Genomic DNA, 15,766 nt, shown 5'->3' with positions numbered 1-15,766 from the left:
ATTGAAGTGCAAAACAATACAGAGCAAGATTATTTTCATCGGATGCTCTATGGCACATCAAGGTTAATTACGGACTTTCTGGAAAAAGGAGAAGCTTACGGTCAAATCAAAAAAGTCTATTCAGTCAATGTCGTCTACTTTGCTCTGGGGCAGGGGGAGGATTATATTTATAAAGGGATGTTGGATTTTCGGGGGCTGCATCAAGAAGACAGATTGGGGTTATCAATCAATCAGAAGAAGCTGTTTAAGATTCAAGAGGTGTATGAGATTTTCCCGGAGTATTATGTGATTAAAGTCAATAACTTTAACGAGGTAGCGAAAACTCCCTTAGATGAATGGATATATTTTCTGAAAAAGAGCCAAATCAAAGAGGAATTTACTGCCCAAGGGTTAGCAGAAGCGAAGGAAAATTTACTGGTCGATAGCTTGAGTGCAGAAGAAAGAGCCAACTATCTGAGATTTATGGAGAATCGACGCTATGAAGTTAGCATGATTGAAGGTTCGCGTTCAGAGGGAAGATTGGAAGGAATTGAGGAGGGGAAACAGCAAGAAAAGATTAACGTAGCGAGAAACTTAAAACAAAAAGGGACTGAGCTTGATACAATCACAGAAGTAACTGGACTGAGTAGAAAAGAGATTGAGAAACTGTAGCACTTCTAGAGGAGCGCCTATCTCATAGTTTTTGGTGATTTGAGGAAAATAATCTATTGGGGTGGCACAGTTAAAATGGTGTAATATAAAATTAGCTCAAAGCATTGTCAGGTAAGTGTTTTAGCATTTTTCTAAAGTCACAATTAAGGTGGGTCTCGCCACTACTGGACTGACACAGCTAAAATTGTGGAATAGATTGATGGTTTAATTGGGCGCACGCCGTGCGCCCCTACAATTCTAATCCACCAATTAAGGTGTGCCACACCACTGCAAGCATTGCACTTAATGGTGTATATTATTAGCGCCCTGACCTTGCTTGCTCAATGTGAGCTTTAAGAAGCTAGCTAGACCAAAGAGACCTAGTCCTAAAATGGTACTGGGTTCGGGGACAGAAGTAGGAGAAGGTTCGAGAATGGGGGTTGCCAGAAAGGCTCGTCTTTGATTGTTGAGCCTACCGTAGCCGACAATCTGTCCATTATTATTGATACTAGTAGCTCGCTCCAATATATCAAAGTCGTCTGAATTGGGAGCAATCAGATTATTAAGATCAAACATCTCGCCATCTTGCCAAAGGGTTGCGTAAGTACCGCTAAAGGTGTTGTCACCAAAATAGGTTTGACCAACTACCTGACCATTCTCATTGATATCAAAAGCTAGACTTCTTGTGCCTTCAGTACCAAGATTAATAATGTTGCTGTCATTCCACAAGACAGCAGTAGGGTTGAAAGAAGAACCAAAAATCTCATTTGAATAGCCAACAACTTGACCAGCGTTATTGATACTTGTAGCAGTACTACTTAAATCACCAGGAAGCGGTTCTAGTTCCGTGATTAGGTCGTTTTCCAAAATAAAGGCAAGTCTTTCATCAAACTCAGGAGGTACTGACTTATTTCCAATAATTTGACCAATGTCATTGAGATCTGAGAAATAGCCTCTAAAGTTTGTCGGACGGATGTTACGTTGTGAAACAAGATTACCGCTTGGGTCAAATTCCATAATGAAAGTGCCACTAAATTCCGAATCCACCACTATCTGTCCACTATTGTTAATATCAAGACCGATGCTTTCTCCACCGGAAAACAGAGAGCCAATATCTATAATTGTTTGATTTTGCCAGAGAACAGCATTGTCCCCATTGACCCATTCTGTAACACCAACCACTTGACCAGCATCATTGATGCTATGAGGCCAACTTCCCCTATGACCAGGGAGAGTACCAAGGTCTTCCATTGAACCATTTTCCCACAAAAAGGCTCTACCGTCTGCACGACCAACCACTTGCCCAAGATTGTTGATGTCTGTGGCAAAGGATGATCGACTGTCGGGACTAAGCTCTGTAATGGAATACAAATAAGCAGCCTTGGCAGCATTTGCATCAATTACTATCCAGCTTAGCGCTACTCCAGTAGCGAAAGCCGCTACTTTCTGATAAATGCTATTCGTACTAAAAAGTGTCATTAGATTTTTCACCTGCCTATCAAGTTTACTTATGCAAGCAATTTACTTGTCCTATAAGTAAAAATACTTCCTTTCAGAGAAGATGACTTTAAAGCTTTGATGAACAGAGATAGAACTATATGAAGGTTTAGTAAAGACAACCGCTAATCTGGCTGTCGGTGAGCTGATTGTAAATCACATAATTGTATTCTTGTCAAGACACAAAGCTTGAAATATTAGGATACTGTTGCATATTCGCATTGCGATCGCACAGGCACCGCCAGCCGCAATCTTAATTTATATCAAAGTCGCGCCCACACCGATGACCCAGGTATTAGGATCAAAATATCCAACGTAATCCCGATAGAGTTACGGTAATATAGCTGATCCGTTCGGACTTATAGCATCCATGGTTGTATCTCAGAATCCCTCCGTACAGAAAACGTCTAAACTTGAAGGTATAAAAGAACGCAGTAACTGCTTACGCGAACCCGTAGCCAGCGAGTTGCTGGAAGACACCACCCACTTCAGTGGTGATGCCGTACAAATTCTTAAATTTCACGGGTCTTACCAGCAAGATAACCGTGATAACCGGATTAAAGGGCAAGAAAAAGACTATCAGTTCATGCTGCGAACCCGTTCTCCCGGCGGGTTTATCCCCCCCCAACTTTATCTGACGCTGGATCAACTCTCCGATGAATACGGGAACCATACGATGCGAGTCACCACTCGCCAAGGGTTTCAGCTTCACGGTATCCTCAAAAAGAATTTAAAGGCAACCATAGCCGCCATTGTCCGCAATCTCGGTTCAACCCTGGGCGCTTGCGGAGACTTAAATCGCAACGTTATGGCACCTCCCGCCCCGTTCAAGACTCGTCCAGAGTACCAATATGCTTGGGAGTATGCCGATAAAATTGCCGATCTGTTGACCCCTCAGACGGGCGCTTATTATGAAATTTGGCTGGATGGGGAAAAGGCAATTAGCGCCGAAGAAGCCCCAGAGGTGAAAGCGGCGCGTCAGCGTAATGGCAACGGTACGATATTCGCGGATAAAGAAGAACCGATTTACGGGGAACATTATATGCCCCGTAAGTTTAAGTGTAGTGTCACCGTTCCCGGCGATAACTCCGTTGATCTCTACACCCAAGACGTCAGCTTGGTGGTGATGATGAATCAGCAGGGACAACTGGAAGGATTTAATGTTCTCGCGGGTGGCGGTTTAGGACGCACCCATAATAAAGAAGAAACCTTTGCCCGTATGGCTGATCCGATTGGCTATGTGGACAAAGAGGATATCTTCGACTTGATCAAAGCGATTGTGGCAACTCAGCGAGACTATGGCGATCGCGTTAATCGTCGTCATGCCCGGATGAAGTACCTGATCAATGATTGGGGTGTTGATAAGTTCCGCGCCAAGGTGGAAGAGTACTTTGGTAAACCCCTAGCCCCCTACAAACCCCTCCCCGCCTTTAAATACCAAGACTATCTGGGATGGAACGAGCAAGGAGACGGTAAGTTATTTTTAGGCATTTCCATTGAGAATGGGCGAATTAAAGATGAGGGGAACTTCCAGTTAAAGACAGCCCTGCGGGAAATTGTCAAGCAATTTGACCTACCCATGCGGATGACACCCAATCACAATGCCATTCTGTATGAGATTGAAAAGAACCAGCAGCAACCCATCGAACAGATTCTCAACCAACATGGGGTACAAATTACCCCAGAAGGAATCGAACCCCTAGTCCGCTATTCCATGGCTTGTCCCGCCCTACCCACCTGTGGGTTAGCGATTACTGAATCAGAACGGGCAATTCCAGGGATTACGGTGCGGATTCGGACATTGTTGGACAAGCTGGGATTAAAAGATGACCATTTTGTCATCCGGATGACGGGATGTCCCAATGGATGTGCCAGACCTTACATGGCAGAATTAGGATTCGTCGGGAGTGCGCCTGGAAAATATCAAGTGTGGTTAGGTGGTTCACCGGATCAGACGAGGTTAGCACAAGCCTACATCGACAAACTGCCGATTGAAGAACTCGAATCCTTCCTCGAACCCATATTCATGCAATTCAAGCAGCAGCGCGAACTGGGGGAAAGTTTCGGTGATTTTTGCGATCGCGTGGGATTTGATGCGATTCGGGAGTATTCTGCCAATTACGAATTCCCCAAACCCACCAAGAAAACCCGACATCGGATTTCCCTCAACGATGATCTGTACAGCCGTCTCAAAGACGCCGCCGCCAGTCAAGGTAAGCCGATTAGCCATCTGGCTGCTGACGCGATCGAGGCGTTTCTCAATCAGTCATCTTGAATTTAGAGGTAACTGATTAAATGAATTAGGTAGGGGCACGATACTATCGTGCCCTTTATCAAATACCGTACTCTCATTGTGCCTTCACATGGTTGGGTTTCGTACCTGATACGGTTGGCGAATTATTTGTTAACATCCACAACGCTTATTCTGTCGTTGAGCGTGTTACACAATTACACAATAATTCAATTGTTATGCAAAGCAGTATGACATTTAGCACCATTGTTGCATTATTCAGTACAATGGTTGTTCTGGCTTCTATTCCCAGTGTTAGTGTATTAACTGTCTCCACCCGATCCGCTACGTCTGGCTTCATTCATGGTGTTTTCACCACTCTAGGAATAGTAGTCGGTGACATTATCTTCATTCTCATCGCCATTTGGGGTTTATCACTGCTGGCGGCAAAAATGGGAGGCTTATTTTTCCTGATCAAGTACCTGGGTGGCGCTTATCTGATCGGGTTGGGAATAGGGTTATGTCGGGCAAACGTGAATAAAGTGGAGACAGCCGCCGTTATAGAATCTTCTTGGCTGTCTAGTTTTATTGCCGGATTATCTATTACGTTAGCCGATCAAAAAGCAACCTTATTTTATCTGGGGTTTTTCCCAGCGTTCATTGATCTTTCCCAAATCTCTTATCTTGATACTATCATCATTATCGCGATTACTACAGTAGCCGTAGGCGGTGTCAAACTCGGTTATGCATTCATGGCGGATAAAGCGAGATTACTGATCAATTCTAGAACAAGAAAAGGAATAAATATGATTGCAGGCTGTATCATGATTGGTGTGGGAGTGTTTTTGATGATCAAACCTTAATTGACCTTTACAGCAGTTGGCAACCGCGTGAGGTACACCGGAATGTAGGGGCGCAAGGCTTGCGCCCTTATCGATGTACCGCATTAGACGGAACATTGCTATAAGAAATTCGGAAAGCTCATTTTTGTTACTGTACCTCATATATAGCAATCCTAAATAGGTTGTGAAAAATCAAAAAATAGAAAAAAGCATTGAAACTCTTTACCATTGCCCATTGCCCATTGCCCATTCCCGAAAATTATCATATTTTTGGACACGACTCAAATAGGATTGCTATAGTAGCGCGAAGTGCTGTATCGAAAAATTATGTTAGCTTGAACAAGCTGTAATGCATTTAAATTGGGTATTAGTAGCGAGCAAGATGCTCGCACTACAAGGACTCACAATTCTTGACATTATGGTTTAAATGCCGAACAGCGTAACTGTGAATTAATCTCATCCTCCTTAACGTCTCTCCCGAACCACCCATTCCTCAAAGAGTTTTGAACCCATCCTGTATCGCTCATCATCTAACTGGCGAATCACACCCGTTCCCGTTAAAACTTCCAGCGCATCCGCAACTTGTCCAAAACTCAATTGCGCTTGTTCTGCTACTGTCTCAGCCGTTCCCTCTCGCTGCTGAACGAGGGTATGATAAACGGTTTGTTCTACCTGACTAAAACCATAAGAACGTTGATCTTCATCCCACCAAGCGGAAAAATCACGGTCATGTTTTCGTTGTTGATGCAGCATAAAACTCTCAGTCGAACGGGATTTACCCATCTGATAATCATCGAAAATTTCATTAATCAGTTGTTGAGTGAGATAGGGATGATATCCAGCCCAATCTAGAATCGTATTCAATCCCAATTCTGTGAGAGGAACACCTTCATTTTGACTCCGTTGAACAATCAGCGATCGCGTGTCGGATTCGGTTAATGTCCCTAACCATTCTACATCGGCAATATTCAGCAGCGGAGAACCGACTCGTTGCTGATAATCTTTCAAGTCACGATAGCCAGAGAAACAGAATCCTAAAAAGGGGTTGATGGCGGTGTCGGTGTCTTTTAATCCCCGCAGATAACTCCAAGCATCATTTGCCCACTCTTGGCGGACAATAAATTCTGCGCCATCTAAGAGGAAGCAAATGCCTTCAAGGTTTTGCTTTTGCAGGTGTTTAATGATTTTTAATAAATCTTGGCGGAAGTCTTCGTGAATTAAACGCCGTTCTTGATAGGGATTGGTAACATTTAATTTAAATCCAGATATACCAAGTTCACCGCCAGAGAACTGTCTGAGTAAGCGGCGATAGGTTCGTCTCAAGCCTAATCGAGATTCGGCGTTGGGTGATTGGGTTTGCTTTTGGATCAGCGCTTCTTGTAATCGGAGAATTAGCAAATATCGGAAGTTATCTAGACTTTCGGGTTGTTCTTGTTGTAAATTAAAGAGAACAGGAAAAGCACGGCTATTGTGATTGAAAAGCGTCCATTGAATAGCATTCAACGTGCTAGTTTTACCCAAGCGGCGTCCACCGAGAATGATTCTCACTTGAAAAGGCGATCGCATGACATTGGCGAGGAGTTTCTGGCGTCCGAAAAAGGAGTCGGGTTTCGAGATGGCGAGTCTAAAGTTATCGAAGGGGCGATTGGTCATTGATAATTGATAATTGACAATTGATAATTGATAATTGATAATTGATAATTGTCAGCTAAAACGACAACATACCCATCATAAACCTCCTGCCTTCTGCCTTCTGCCTTCTGCCTCCTGCTATAGCTGCCATTGTTCAATTTCTTCGGGTTTCATTTGCATCCGTAGCCAGCGGGATAGCAGGGGAACCTGTAACTGATAGTAATCCTTGTGTGCGATCGCGTCTCGATGGATTAATCCTACGGCTTCTAGCCAGAGTAGGGCGTCTAGACATTGGCTTTCGGTGAATTCGGGGTTGAGTCGAGTGAACAAGGCTTCCTCGGTTATCTGTGGCTGAGTCTCTTGGTTACAGGTGAGGAGTTGCAGCAGCGCGATCGCACAGGTAAAATTACGCTTATCTAAGTCTGCCCAAATATTTTGGCTACAGTAGTCTTTGAGTACACCTGAATAGGTAAAGGGTTTATTCAGATAGCGTTGAGCAGCGGATAGGTTAATTTCGCCCTTATTTTCTGGGGCGACTTTTTTACAGAGTAAACTTGCCAATTGTCTGGCAATAAAGGGATGTCCGCCACTTTCTCGATGGATGGCGATTTGAGTCGCTTGATCAAAGGTGACGCCCATTAGTTCACCGATATCGGTTAACATTCGGGTTGTCTCTGACTGGGAAAAGGGAGAGAGAAAGTATTCTTTAAAAAAGCTAAACACTGGATTGGTGGGGACATCCAGTTGTTGCCATTGATTAATCCGATTACAGTCCGCATGAACATCAGCCACCAGTAAGGAGAGTTGGCGCTGTTCCTGACTTAATACCCGCAGTACGCCAAAACAAGCGTTGAATTCTTCGGTGCGTTCTTTGGCGTCAGTTTTTGTGGGAATAATCCGTTCAATTTCATCTAAGAAGCAGAGAATCGGGAGGTGATATCCGGCGGCTTGGAGTAAGGGAGATAAAGTATTAATGTGCTGGGTGAATTCAGAGATTAAATCTGGCGCAGGGCTATCTTGGGAAAAGGGTTTAAAGTTTGTAGTCAGCGCTTTAGCGTTTGTAGTCAGCGCTTTAGCGCTTTTGGCACTAAAGTGCCTACTACGAACCCAGCTTAAGTCAGCACCCTTTGATTGAGGATGGTGTTCATTGACTAACTTGATCAGTTGTTGCAAGACTTGATTAAATAATTCAGCCCCATAACGCTGTTTTCCGCCATAGCGTTGCAGGTCAATATGAACCACGGGATGCTGGCGCATGGCAAAACTTAATTGTAGGAGAATGGAGGTTTTGCCAGATTTGCGTAAGCCAAAGAGTCCAATCCCTTGGTTACGACGCAGTTCTTCTTCCAGACGATTGAGAAGTTCGACACGACCAAAAAACGAGAGAGTATCGCCAATAGCATTCCGATCATCAAACAAGTCAGCACCGGGTAAATAGCGGTCTGTATATTGGGCTAAAAGTCCCGAAGCTGTGCTACCATCTAATAATGCCTGTTCAATCGCGGCAAAAGGAATCGGAATCAGGATAAAATGGTCACGCAGCCTAACTTCTGCCATCCGCATTCGGAAAAGGGTATCTGGTGGTTCTCGATACAATAGAATACCTGCTTTGTGTTGAGAATTGCTCGTTAATTGGCTGGATTGTTTGACTAACTCAGTTACGTCTTCGTCAACAGGTTGGTCAAGGGTTAGCATGATTGGTAAAGGCGTATAGGATTTTAGTCTACCTGGAATCGAAGTAAGTTTGAGACTATGTTTCCCTTGACGGCTGGTGGTTGCGCCTGCGTGTTGGAAGAATTGCTGGACTTGTGAGCGAAATTGGTCTAGTCTTTCTTTCTGTTCTCTCGACTGAACAAGGACTCGACTGAACCGCAAGATTAAGTCAGGGCGACGCCAAACAATTATACCACCGATGATTGATAGTGAGGCGAGAGTGATAAAGATTAATTGAAGGAATTGAGAGAAGACGCGATCGCGCCGTTCAGCGTTCAGAATAGTTAGAGAGTCTCGTATCGTCTCAATGTCTTCCTGTTTAAAGCCTGATTGAATTGGATTGATGCTATCCTCAATCATTTGGGAAGAAATAATAGTATTTTGAGCTTGTTCTAAATTAGAGATAGCCTGCACTAAATCAGACATCGATAGACGCTCTGCCTTATTCTGGCGATGTTCAGCAATTTTAGCGATAGCCGAAGCCGCATTAGTGCGAATGAGTTCAGGCTGACTCTGTAAGGCTTCAGTCAGACTAGGAAAAGCCAGCGAACCCATTTGACTTAGAGCAAAAGTCGCACTATATCTAGCCGATACGTTCTCATGTTTAAGGGTTTCGATTAAGCTGGGAATAGCAGGTGAACCAATCTTGATTAAGGCAAAGGTTGCTCTGAGGCGAACCACTTCATCTTGTTCTGTTTTTAGGGCGGTAATTAACGCTGAAATAGCCGTTTCTGAACGAATTTCTCCCAAAGCCGAAGCCGCTTGACTGCGCTTGCGCCAATCGTCATCATTTTTTAATTGTTCTATATAGGAGGACGTTTCTTTATCAACAGATTCTTGTCCCCATCCCTGACTCACACTCAGCAGAGAGAATGAAAGGCTGATACAGCCAATTATAAGTAAGGTATAACAATTTCCTTTAGCTTGTGTAAGCATAGCTTGGGTTGGATGGTAGGTTCGTAGTGAGCGCTTTAGCGCTCTTTCTGGCACTAAAGTGCCGACTACATACAAATTAGGTTAACATTAAATACTTTGTTCTAATAATTAGGAATTTGCTCAGTGCTATAGGTAAGAGGAAGTGCATTTTGATTTTCTATTCTTTCGGTTAACCATTCAGGTTGCTCACTTAGGGAAATTGACATTGTACCATCAGGAGACACCTGATAAACCCATTCAAGCCCAGGACAAATCTCAGACTCCATATTCGGGACTGACGGGGACCATTTTCCAGCTTTGGCAGCTAGTGCTTTGACCTGCAATATTTTTTGAGTTAATTCTAAGTCAAGCATATAATGGGTTGCTTTACGAGGTTGATTGAACCAGGCTGGTACTATTGTCTGACCAGGAATATTCCACCAGGCTGGGGTTGTATCAATTGTTGCTGATTCGGCTGAATCCGACAAACATATATTCTGTTGCTTAGATTCTGCCAGACGTTTTATTTGTATATTATACGTATCAATTGCAGAAAAGCGAAGATAAGGTTTGAAAATAGGAAATTGGAGTAGTAAAGCCAATAATAAATCTTCCGGACTAAACACCTCTTCAGTTGAATATACAAGAGGTAAATATAAATGTGAACTTCGCATAAAGTTGAATTCAAATAAAAATTCTGTTTCTAGAGAAGTTAACAGTGATTGATGGTAGTCATGTTCTAGCAAGCGCTGTTGCCACTCTACGGGAAGATCTTCAAGCTTTCTGATTACACCTGTATTATATCTGCCCATAATTAAGACAACCAATTGACTAATCAGATAATAGTCGTTACGAAGTGACTGATTGAGTCTCCAGGATACCTCTAGCATTTCTTCGGCTTGTTTAACTTGACCACGGCTATTTTTTTCTAAGACATCCAGTAAAATCACGTTTTGGAAATTAACCAAATTCAAATAACTAGGCAAAGGAAATGAATAATCCCCCTCCACGATTGGAGTTATATCTCTCTCCCACTGTGGAACTTCATTATTTAAGATATGCTGACGAATTGCTTCTATATCTTTCGCATTATCTACTAAGTATTTCCTTAAGTTTTCAGGTATTGGATCAACGTCATCATTAGGTTTGCTGATTTGATCATTCAAATAATCTCCTAGTTCTTCTCGAATTTCCTCAAAAGCTTGTCGGTTACTTTCAGAGACAGCAAAATCTGGATGAGACAGGGTATAGGTGTCGATAGGAAACTCAGGTGTACTACCACCAGACATTCCCAATTTTGCCATCAAAGCTCGCAACTTCAACGCCGAATCATTTGGTTCAGTATCCGGAAACCGTTGAACAAATTCATCTAAATCTTGTTCAATTTCCTTTTCCTGTTGAGCAGCGAGGAAATTACCGCCAATCATCCAAATCGCTAATAATCCAATTACACTCGGTACGAACCAGCGAAGTGACTTGAGGAGAAAAATTAAACTAGGAACTGACCACTGTCTTAATTTAGCCGATGATATACCCATAACTCTAAACAGCCCTTGTTCTATACTTTTGGTTCCCGGAATAGGAGTAAATAAAATTTTAACTATTTTTTCTCGCATGGTTTTATTTCTCTGTGCATCTGTAATTCATTTCTCAAGCTAAATCGCTGCGGATAACTTGTCACCAATAATACCTACAGGATTTACACATCTACACCACGTATCGTGGTAAAGGTGCGTTACGCTACGCTAACACACGATGGCGGACTGACACAGCTAAAATTGTGGAATAGATTTGACATTTAAACTGGGCGCAAGGATGGTGCCCCTACAATTCTAATCCACCAAATAAGGTGTGCCACGACACTACACATAGAACACATAGAGGCTTTGCGTAAGTCCTAACCTAATAATATTTATTTTAAGTCATGGCTAATGCATTAAACTGCTTTTTTGTCAAATTTGTCCCTTTTCGAGTCTTTAAAATTGGGTAATGTAATATATTTGTATTGTTTAATTTTTTTTCGATACTAGAGAGGAAAAATTACGCATTTTCAAGGCATTTAAGCAATTTATGTAAAAAAATGGCTACAAAAAACACCCAATACAGCATTACTGTAACAACATACTACATACTCAAACCCAGGTCAACTCAGGATTTGCCAGTGACTTTTTCTACCCGCCCTAAACCCGATTGACTTGAGAATATTAAAACTAAAACCTAAAATTGAAAAGTTTTCCTTATTCAACCAGGCTTAATCAGCACCAACCTTGACTGAAAGCCAAGACAGCGTAACCACAAGCTAAGTTATCAGGGGTTGGTGGAATAAGTAGGTGGACACAATTAAAGTTAACGGTTGAGATTAGGGAACAGTTTCCGCGTCCGGATTTTCGACGACAGGTGGTGAGGGTTCAACCGTTGAGGAGGGTTCGATATCCGGTTGGGGTGGCGTTGGGTTAGTTTTCATCGTCACGTTTCCTTAATGTCGCTTGCGATCGCAGGATTCGGCGTTAGCCGTTTATGATCGAATAGGATAGATCGACTTATAACACTACGCACTAAGGTTAGGACGTAAAATGAAAATTCAAATCGCTCAATCCCTTGTTAGGTAAGCTTTTGTCTTCACTATTGCCTATTGCCTATTGCCTATTCCCTCTCCCCACCACAAGACTTCCTGAAGCAAACCCTAAGTATGATTGACTTTACAGTTTGGGATCAACTCCTACGCCAATACGTTGATAAAAATGGTCGCGTCAATTATCAGGATTGGTCACAGCAGTCATCCCAAACCCTGATGAATTGGCTATGGACTGTAGAACAACTCGATCCCAAATCTCTCTCCAATCCCGATGAACAATTAGCGCTATGGATTAACCTCTACAATGCCTCTGTTATCGCTTCCATTTTGGCACGCTACCCGATCAACTCCATCCTCCCCCGGATTTTCGGTATCCCTAACTGGTTAGCCTTTCTCTGGTTCTTCAGCCATCCTTTGCCACCCAATCGCCGTTACAGCCTCAACCAAATCGAACATAAAATCCTGCGCCGCGACTTCAACGAACCCCGCATTCATTTTGCCTTGGTTTGTGCAGCAATTGGCTGTCCTTTGCTGCGTACTGGTGCGTATTGGGCAGAATCAGTACGCAGCCAATTAGAGGAAGACGCCAGCCGCTTTATTAATAATCCTGATAAAGTTCGATACGAACCATCGAATCAAACCCTTTACTGTAGTCGCATCTTCAAATGGTACGGGGATGACTTTCTCAAAGTCGCTGACTCCATCCCCGATTATATCCGCACTTACCTGAACACTGAGAGTGCGATCGCGTCTGATACTCCCATTATTTACCTGGACTACGACTGGACACTTAATGATCAGCGAATATCCTCATAAAATTTTTTCAGATAAGCTGCAGGCATACCCAACCCCCACAAGACACCCACATAAACATAAATCGCTGTCGCTTTCAGTGATCCCCAACGTGCCACGCGGCGATCAGAACTCTGAACCACCCGATTCACCAAGCGAATTCGTCCCCGCCTGACCAACTTCAGACACAAATCCGCCTCTTCCATAATTGGTAACGTGCAATCAAACCCACCACAGTCCCAGAAATCGAAGCGGCGAACAAACATCACTTGATCCCCAAACAGCAAGCGCAATCCTCGACCAAATAAATGAGGTCGAAACAGTAGAGGCGCGTAATAGGTTTTCAGATAATTATGCAACGAGATTCCCCAGCGCGTTGTTCGTGAACCCATCATCAGGGAGATAAATCCGCCACAGACAACCGTTGGATCAGTTAAAGTCTGTTGGATGAGTGATATTAAATCATCCGGCACTAATGTGTCAGCATGAAGAAAACAGAGAACCTCTCCCTTTGCCTGCTGTGCGCCTTGGTTCATCTGGATTGAACGTCCAGCGTCCTTTGAGAGGATAACCTGTACTCCGGCGGATGACGCGATCGCGACGGTCTCGTCTTCACTTCCACCATCCACCACAATCACCTCTAAAGCAGGAGGCGTCAACACATTGAGATGGCGCAAGGTGCGTTCTAAACAACTTGCCTCATTTAGGGTGGGAATGATAATGGATACAGAAGATGACATGATTGATCGATAGTGTTGGTCTAAGTAGTCGGAAAAACTGTTGTAATGCGAGCATCTTGCTCGCTACTCATTCCCAATTTAAATGTGTGACCGCTTACTTAGAGCTTTCAAAATAGGATAAATATATAGATTTTGCCTTTAAATGATGAAAAATCAACCCCGAAAACGAAATGATTTAGAGTTTTATGACCGCATGGCTGACCGATGGTGGCAGCCAGATGAAAAAATATATACCCTTTCTTATCTCAATTCACCTCGATTTACTTATTTTGATTCTTATGTTAAAGACTGGCAAGGCTTGAACGTTTTAGACGTTGGCTGTGGCGGGGGATATTCTTGTGAGTTTATGGCGGTAAAAGGGGCAATTGTCAGCGGAATTGACCGCTCTTATCCATGCATTACCAGCGCTCGAAACCATGCAGCAACTCAGGGCTGGGAAATTGACTACAGAGTTGGGCAAGCTGAAGCTTTACCTTGGCAAAATGATACCTTTGATGCTGTCATTTGTGTGGATGTCTTAGAACATGTTGTCGATTGGCAAAAGACAGTGGCAGAAATTTATCGAGTTTTGCGACCGCAGGGATACTTCTTTTTTGATACCATTAATCGAAACTTTAAGTCAAAACTAATATTTATAACAGTCTTGGAAGATATTTTAGAAGAAATACCCCGTGGCGTTCATGATTGGCACAAGTTCATTCAACCCCAAGAATTAAGTGATTTTTTAGCTAAAGTAGGTTTTGATGATATAGATATTAAAGGATTTGACTTGTTTGGCGTTTCCTTGTATCAAAACATTCGTGCCTATATCCACTACAAAAATACTGGAGGATTTCAAGCTAAGATTAGTGATGATACATCTCTGATGTATATTGGCAAAGCCGTGAAGCCGGGATAGGATAAAAATGAATGCACTTATTGAACGAATACAGGATAATTTAGGGGTTGAAATCACGATAAAACTGTTCCCTGTTCCCTTCCTTAAACACAATACTTATTCAGCAACTTCTATTTAGTGGATGAGTTATCGCCGGATAAGCTGACCATTCCCATATCGAACCAGGATAGTTTTTCACACAGGTATACCCTAACTCAGTTAGCACCGCAACAATAAAAGCAGAGCGCACACCCCCTGTACAATAGGTAGCAATGGGAGTCTCGCGATCGCATCCCCGTTGATGTAACCGAGTCATAATTTCCTCTGGGGGAAGTAAGTACCCTTTTTTATCCATCAAATCCCGGAAATGGAAATGCACAGCACCAGGAATATGTCCACCCCGTTTTTCACAGTAGGGGGTAGCGCCAGCAAATTCTTTCGGTGAACGGCTATCAAGGACAAAATACGCTTGGGTTGTCAAATTGTCTTGCAGTTGATGGCGCTGAATCGTCCATAAGGGTGTAGGGTTTACCACAAAGTCTCCAGGTGCTGGACGAGTCAATCCCCAAACCGTGGGAACTCCTATTTTAACTAGCGCCGCCTGTCCGCCATTGACGAAAGCTGCTTGCGGGTGTCCCAGAGTCCGCAACATCCACACCACTCGCCCCTCTTCGCCAAAGTTATTCGGGGGATTGCCAATCACGATAACAGGTTTACGGTTACAGATACCTAACCGCCGCAGTTTTTCTTCGAGTATCTTTGAGTCTTTGAGCAGTTTTCCGTTCGGGGGTAACAGTTGCTCTAAGAATTGCCACCATCCCAACCAAACCGCACCAGGAACATGACTGAAAAACCAGGACATCGGCTGGCGAACATCTAGCACAGTTGCAACGTTTTGTTCAATGAGTTCCTTGGCTTCGGCTGCATTGACGACCCAGCGATGTTGGAGTTGGATCATGATTGGGTTGGTTTTGGGAAGATGGGGTAGGTTTTGTTGTTCATTTATCGGTGAGGAGGGCGGGTTTTGTTGTTCATTTATTGGTGAGGAGGGCGGGTTTTGTTGTTCATTTATTGGTGAATAGCAGAATTTAGTCCCTAAACCCGCCCCTACAATTGTCCCTAAACCTAATGGCACTGACTTAAGCCTTTTGGAATCGCCGAAACCCTTGATATACCGTAGGGTGGGCACTGCCCACCAGCATACCAGTCAGTACCATTCCACCTAAATCCGTCCCTACAGTGGCTAAAGAAAACCCAGACAATTGACTTTTCAAATCTCCAGAATAGAATGGTGGTCGGTTGTATGAATCAACCCGAAGTAAG

The 15,766-nt window shown here is 43.4% G+C and carries 11 protein-coding genes; 5 read left to right on the top strand and 6 right to left on the bottom strand.

Annotated features, from left to right (window positions below; translation table 11 throughout):
• On the top strand, positions 1-651 hold a 651-nt coding region (locus RIE73_RS35645), incomplete at its 5' end, for an Rpn family recombination-promoting nuclease/putative transposase (RefSeq protein WP_446405665.1).
• 282 nt (positions 652-933) lie between these two features.
• On the opposite strand, the gene RIE73_RS35640 is transcribed toward RIE73_RS35645, so the two are convergent.
• Positions 934-2,109, bottom strand: coding sequence for a PEP-CTERM sorting domain-containing protein (locus tag RIE73_RS35640; protein WP_446405664.1), 1,176 nt, complete (start codon positions 2,107-2,109; stop codon positions 934-936).
• 388 nt (positions 2,110-2,497) lie between these two features.
• Here RIE73_RS35640 and sir point away from each other — a divergent pair, with 388 nt between their 5' ends.
• Both sir and RIE73_RS35630 read left to right on the top strand, forming a co-directional pair.
• A complete protein-coding gene (sir, locus tag RIE73_RS35635; RefSeq protein ID WP_446405663.1) occupies positions 2,498-4,402 on the top strand; it encodes a sulfite reductase, ferredoxin dependent in 1,905 nt (634 codons plus the stop codon).
• A 194-nt stretch (positions 4,403-4,596) separates the two neighbouring features.
• Positions 4,597-5,220, top strand: a complete 624-nt coding sequence (locus RIE73_RS35630; RefSeq protein WP_446405669.1) for a LysE family translocator — start codon at positions 4,597-4,599, stop codon at positions 5,218-5,220.
• Between the two features lie 444 nt (positions 5,221-5,664).
• Here the strand turns inward: RIE73_RS35630 and RIE73_RS35625 are convergent, their stop codons facing one another.
• The 3 genes from RIE73_RS35625 to RIE73_RS35615 all read right to left on the bottom strand — a co-directional run bounded on the left by RIE73_RS35625 (position 5,665) and on the right by RIE73_RS35615 (position 11,075).
• Complete coding sequence (locus RIE73_RS35625) at positions 5,665-6,852, bottom strand: helix-turn-helix domain-containing protein (protein ID WP_446405662.1); 1,188 nt, start codon at positions 6,850-6,852, stop codon at positions 5,665-5,667.
• A 117-nt stretch (positions 6,853-6,969) separates the two neighbouring features.
• Positions 6,970-9,480, bottom strand: a complete 2,511-nt coding sequence (locus RIE73_RS35620) for a HEAT repeat domain-containing protein (RefSeq protein WP_446405661.1) — start codon at positions 9,478-9,480, stop codon at positions 6,970-6,972.
• 101 nt (positions 9,481-9,581) lie between these two features.
• Positions 9,582-11,075 (bottom strand): hypothetical protein, encoded by a 1,494-nt coding sequence (locus RIE73_RS35615; protein WP_446405660.1) that lies wholly within the window; start codon positions 11,073-11,075, stop codon positions 9,582-9,584.
• Positions 11,076-12,148: 1,073 nt separating this feature from the next.
• Here RIE73_RS35615 and RIE73_RS35610 point away from each other — a divergent pair.
• Complete coding sequence (locus tag RIE73_RS35610; RefSeq protein ID WP_446405668.1) at positions 12,149-12,850, top strand: DUF547 domain-containing protein; 702 nt, start codon at positions 12,149-12,151, stop codon at positions 12,848-12,850.
• On the opposite strand, the gene RIE73_RS35605 is transcribed toward RIE73_RS35610, so the two are convergent.
• On the bottom strand, positions 12,832-13,566 hold the full coding sequence (locus tag RIE73_RS35605) for a TIGR04283 family arsenosugar biosynthesis glycosyltransferase (protein WP_446405659.1): 735 nt from the start codon (positions 13,564-13,566) through the stop codon (positions 12,832-12,834). The two genes, RIE73_RS35610 and RIE73_RS35605, sit on opposite strands and share 19 nt — an antisense overlap.
• Positions 13,567-13,708: 142 nt before the next feature.
• Between RIE73_RS35605 and ubiG the strand changes: the two genes are divergently transcribed.
• Positions 13,709-14,464, top strand: coding sequence for a bifunctional 2-polyprenyl-6-hydroxyphenol methylase/3-demethylubiquinol 3-O-methyltransferase UbiG (gene ubiG, locus RIE73_RS35600; protein WP_446405658.1), 756 nt, complete (start codon positions 13,709-13,711; stop codon positions 14,462-14,464).
• Between the two features lie 100 nt (positions 14,465-14,564).
• Here the strand turns inward: ubiG and RIE73_RS35595 are convergent, their stop codons facing one another.
• Positions 14,565-15,578 (bottom strand): rhodanese-like domain-containing protein, encoded by a 1,014-nt coding sequence (locus RIE73_RS35595; protein WP_446405657.1) that lies wholly within the window; start codon positions 15,576-15,578, stop codon positions 14,565-14,567.
• Positions 15,579-15,766 lie beyond the last annotated feature (188 nt).

Source organism: Coleofasciculus sp. C1-SOL-03, assembly GCF_040220555.1.
Classification (GTDB): domain Bacteria; phylum Cyanobacteriota; class Cyanobacteriia; order Cyanobacteriales; family Coleofasciculaceae; genus Coleofasciculus.
This window is presented reverse-complemented; position numbering and strand designations above follow the sequence as displayed.

What these genes read in the sequence shown, in the direction of transcription:
- RIE73_RS35640 (WP_446405664.1), bottom strand. Translation starts at nt 2,109, where the DNA reads ATGACACTTTTTAGTACGAATAGCATTTATCAGAAAGTAGCGGCTTTC.
- sir (WP_446405663.1), top strand. Translation starts at nt 2,498, where the DNA reads ATGGTTGTATCTCAGAATCCCTCCGTACAGAAAACGTCTAAACTTGAA.
- RIE73_RS35630 (WP_446405669.1), top strand. Translation starts at nt 4,597, where the DNA reads ATGCAAAGCAGTATGACATTTAGCACCATTGTTGCATTATTCAGTACA.
- RIE73_RS35625 (WP_446405662.1), bottom strand. Translation starts at nt 6,852, where the DNA reads ATGACCAATCGCCCCTTCGATAACTTTAGACTCGCCATCTCGAAACCC.
- RIE73_RS35620 (WP_446405661.1), bottom strand. Translation starts at nt 9,480, where the DNA reads ATGCTTACACAAGCTAAAGGAAATTGTTATACCTTACTTATAATTGGC.
- RIE73_RS35615 (WP_446405660.1), bottom strand. Translation starts at nt 11,075, where the DNA reads ATGCGAGAAAAAATAGTTAAAATTTTATTTACTCCTATTCCGGGAACC.
- RIE73_RS35610 (WP_446405668.1), top strand. Translation starts at nt 12,149, where the DNA reads ATGATTGACTTTACAGTTTGGGATCAACTCCTACGCCAATACGTTGAT.
- RIE73_RS35605 (WP_446405659.1), bottom strand. Translation starts at nt 13,566, where the DNA reads ATGTCATCTTCTGTATCCATTATCATTCCCACCCTAAATGAGGCAAGT.
- ubiG (WP_446405658.1), top strand. Translation starts at nt 13,709, where the DNA reads ATGATGAAAAATCAACCCCGAAAACGAAATGATTTAGAGTTTTATGAC.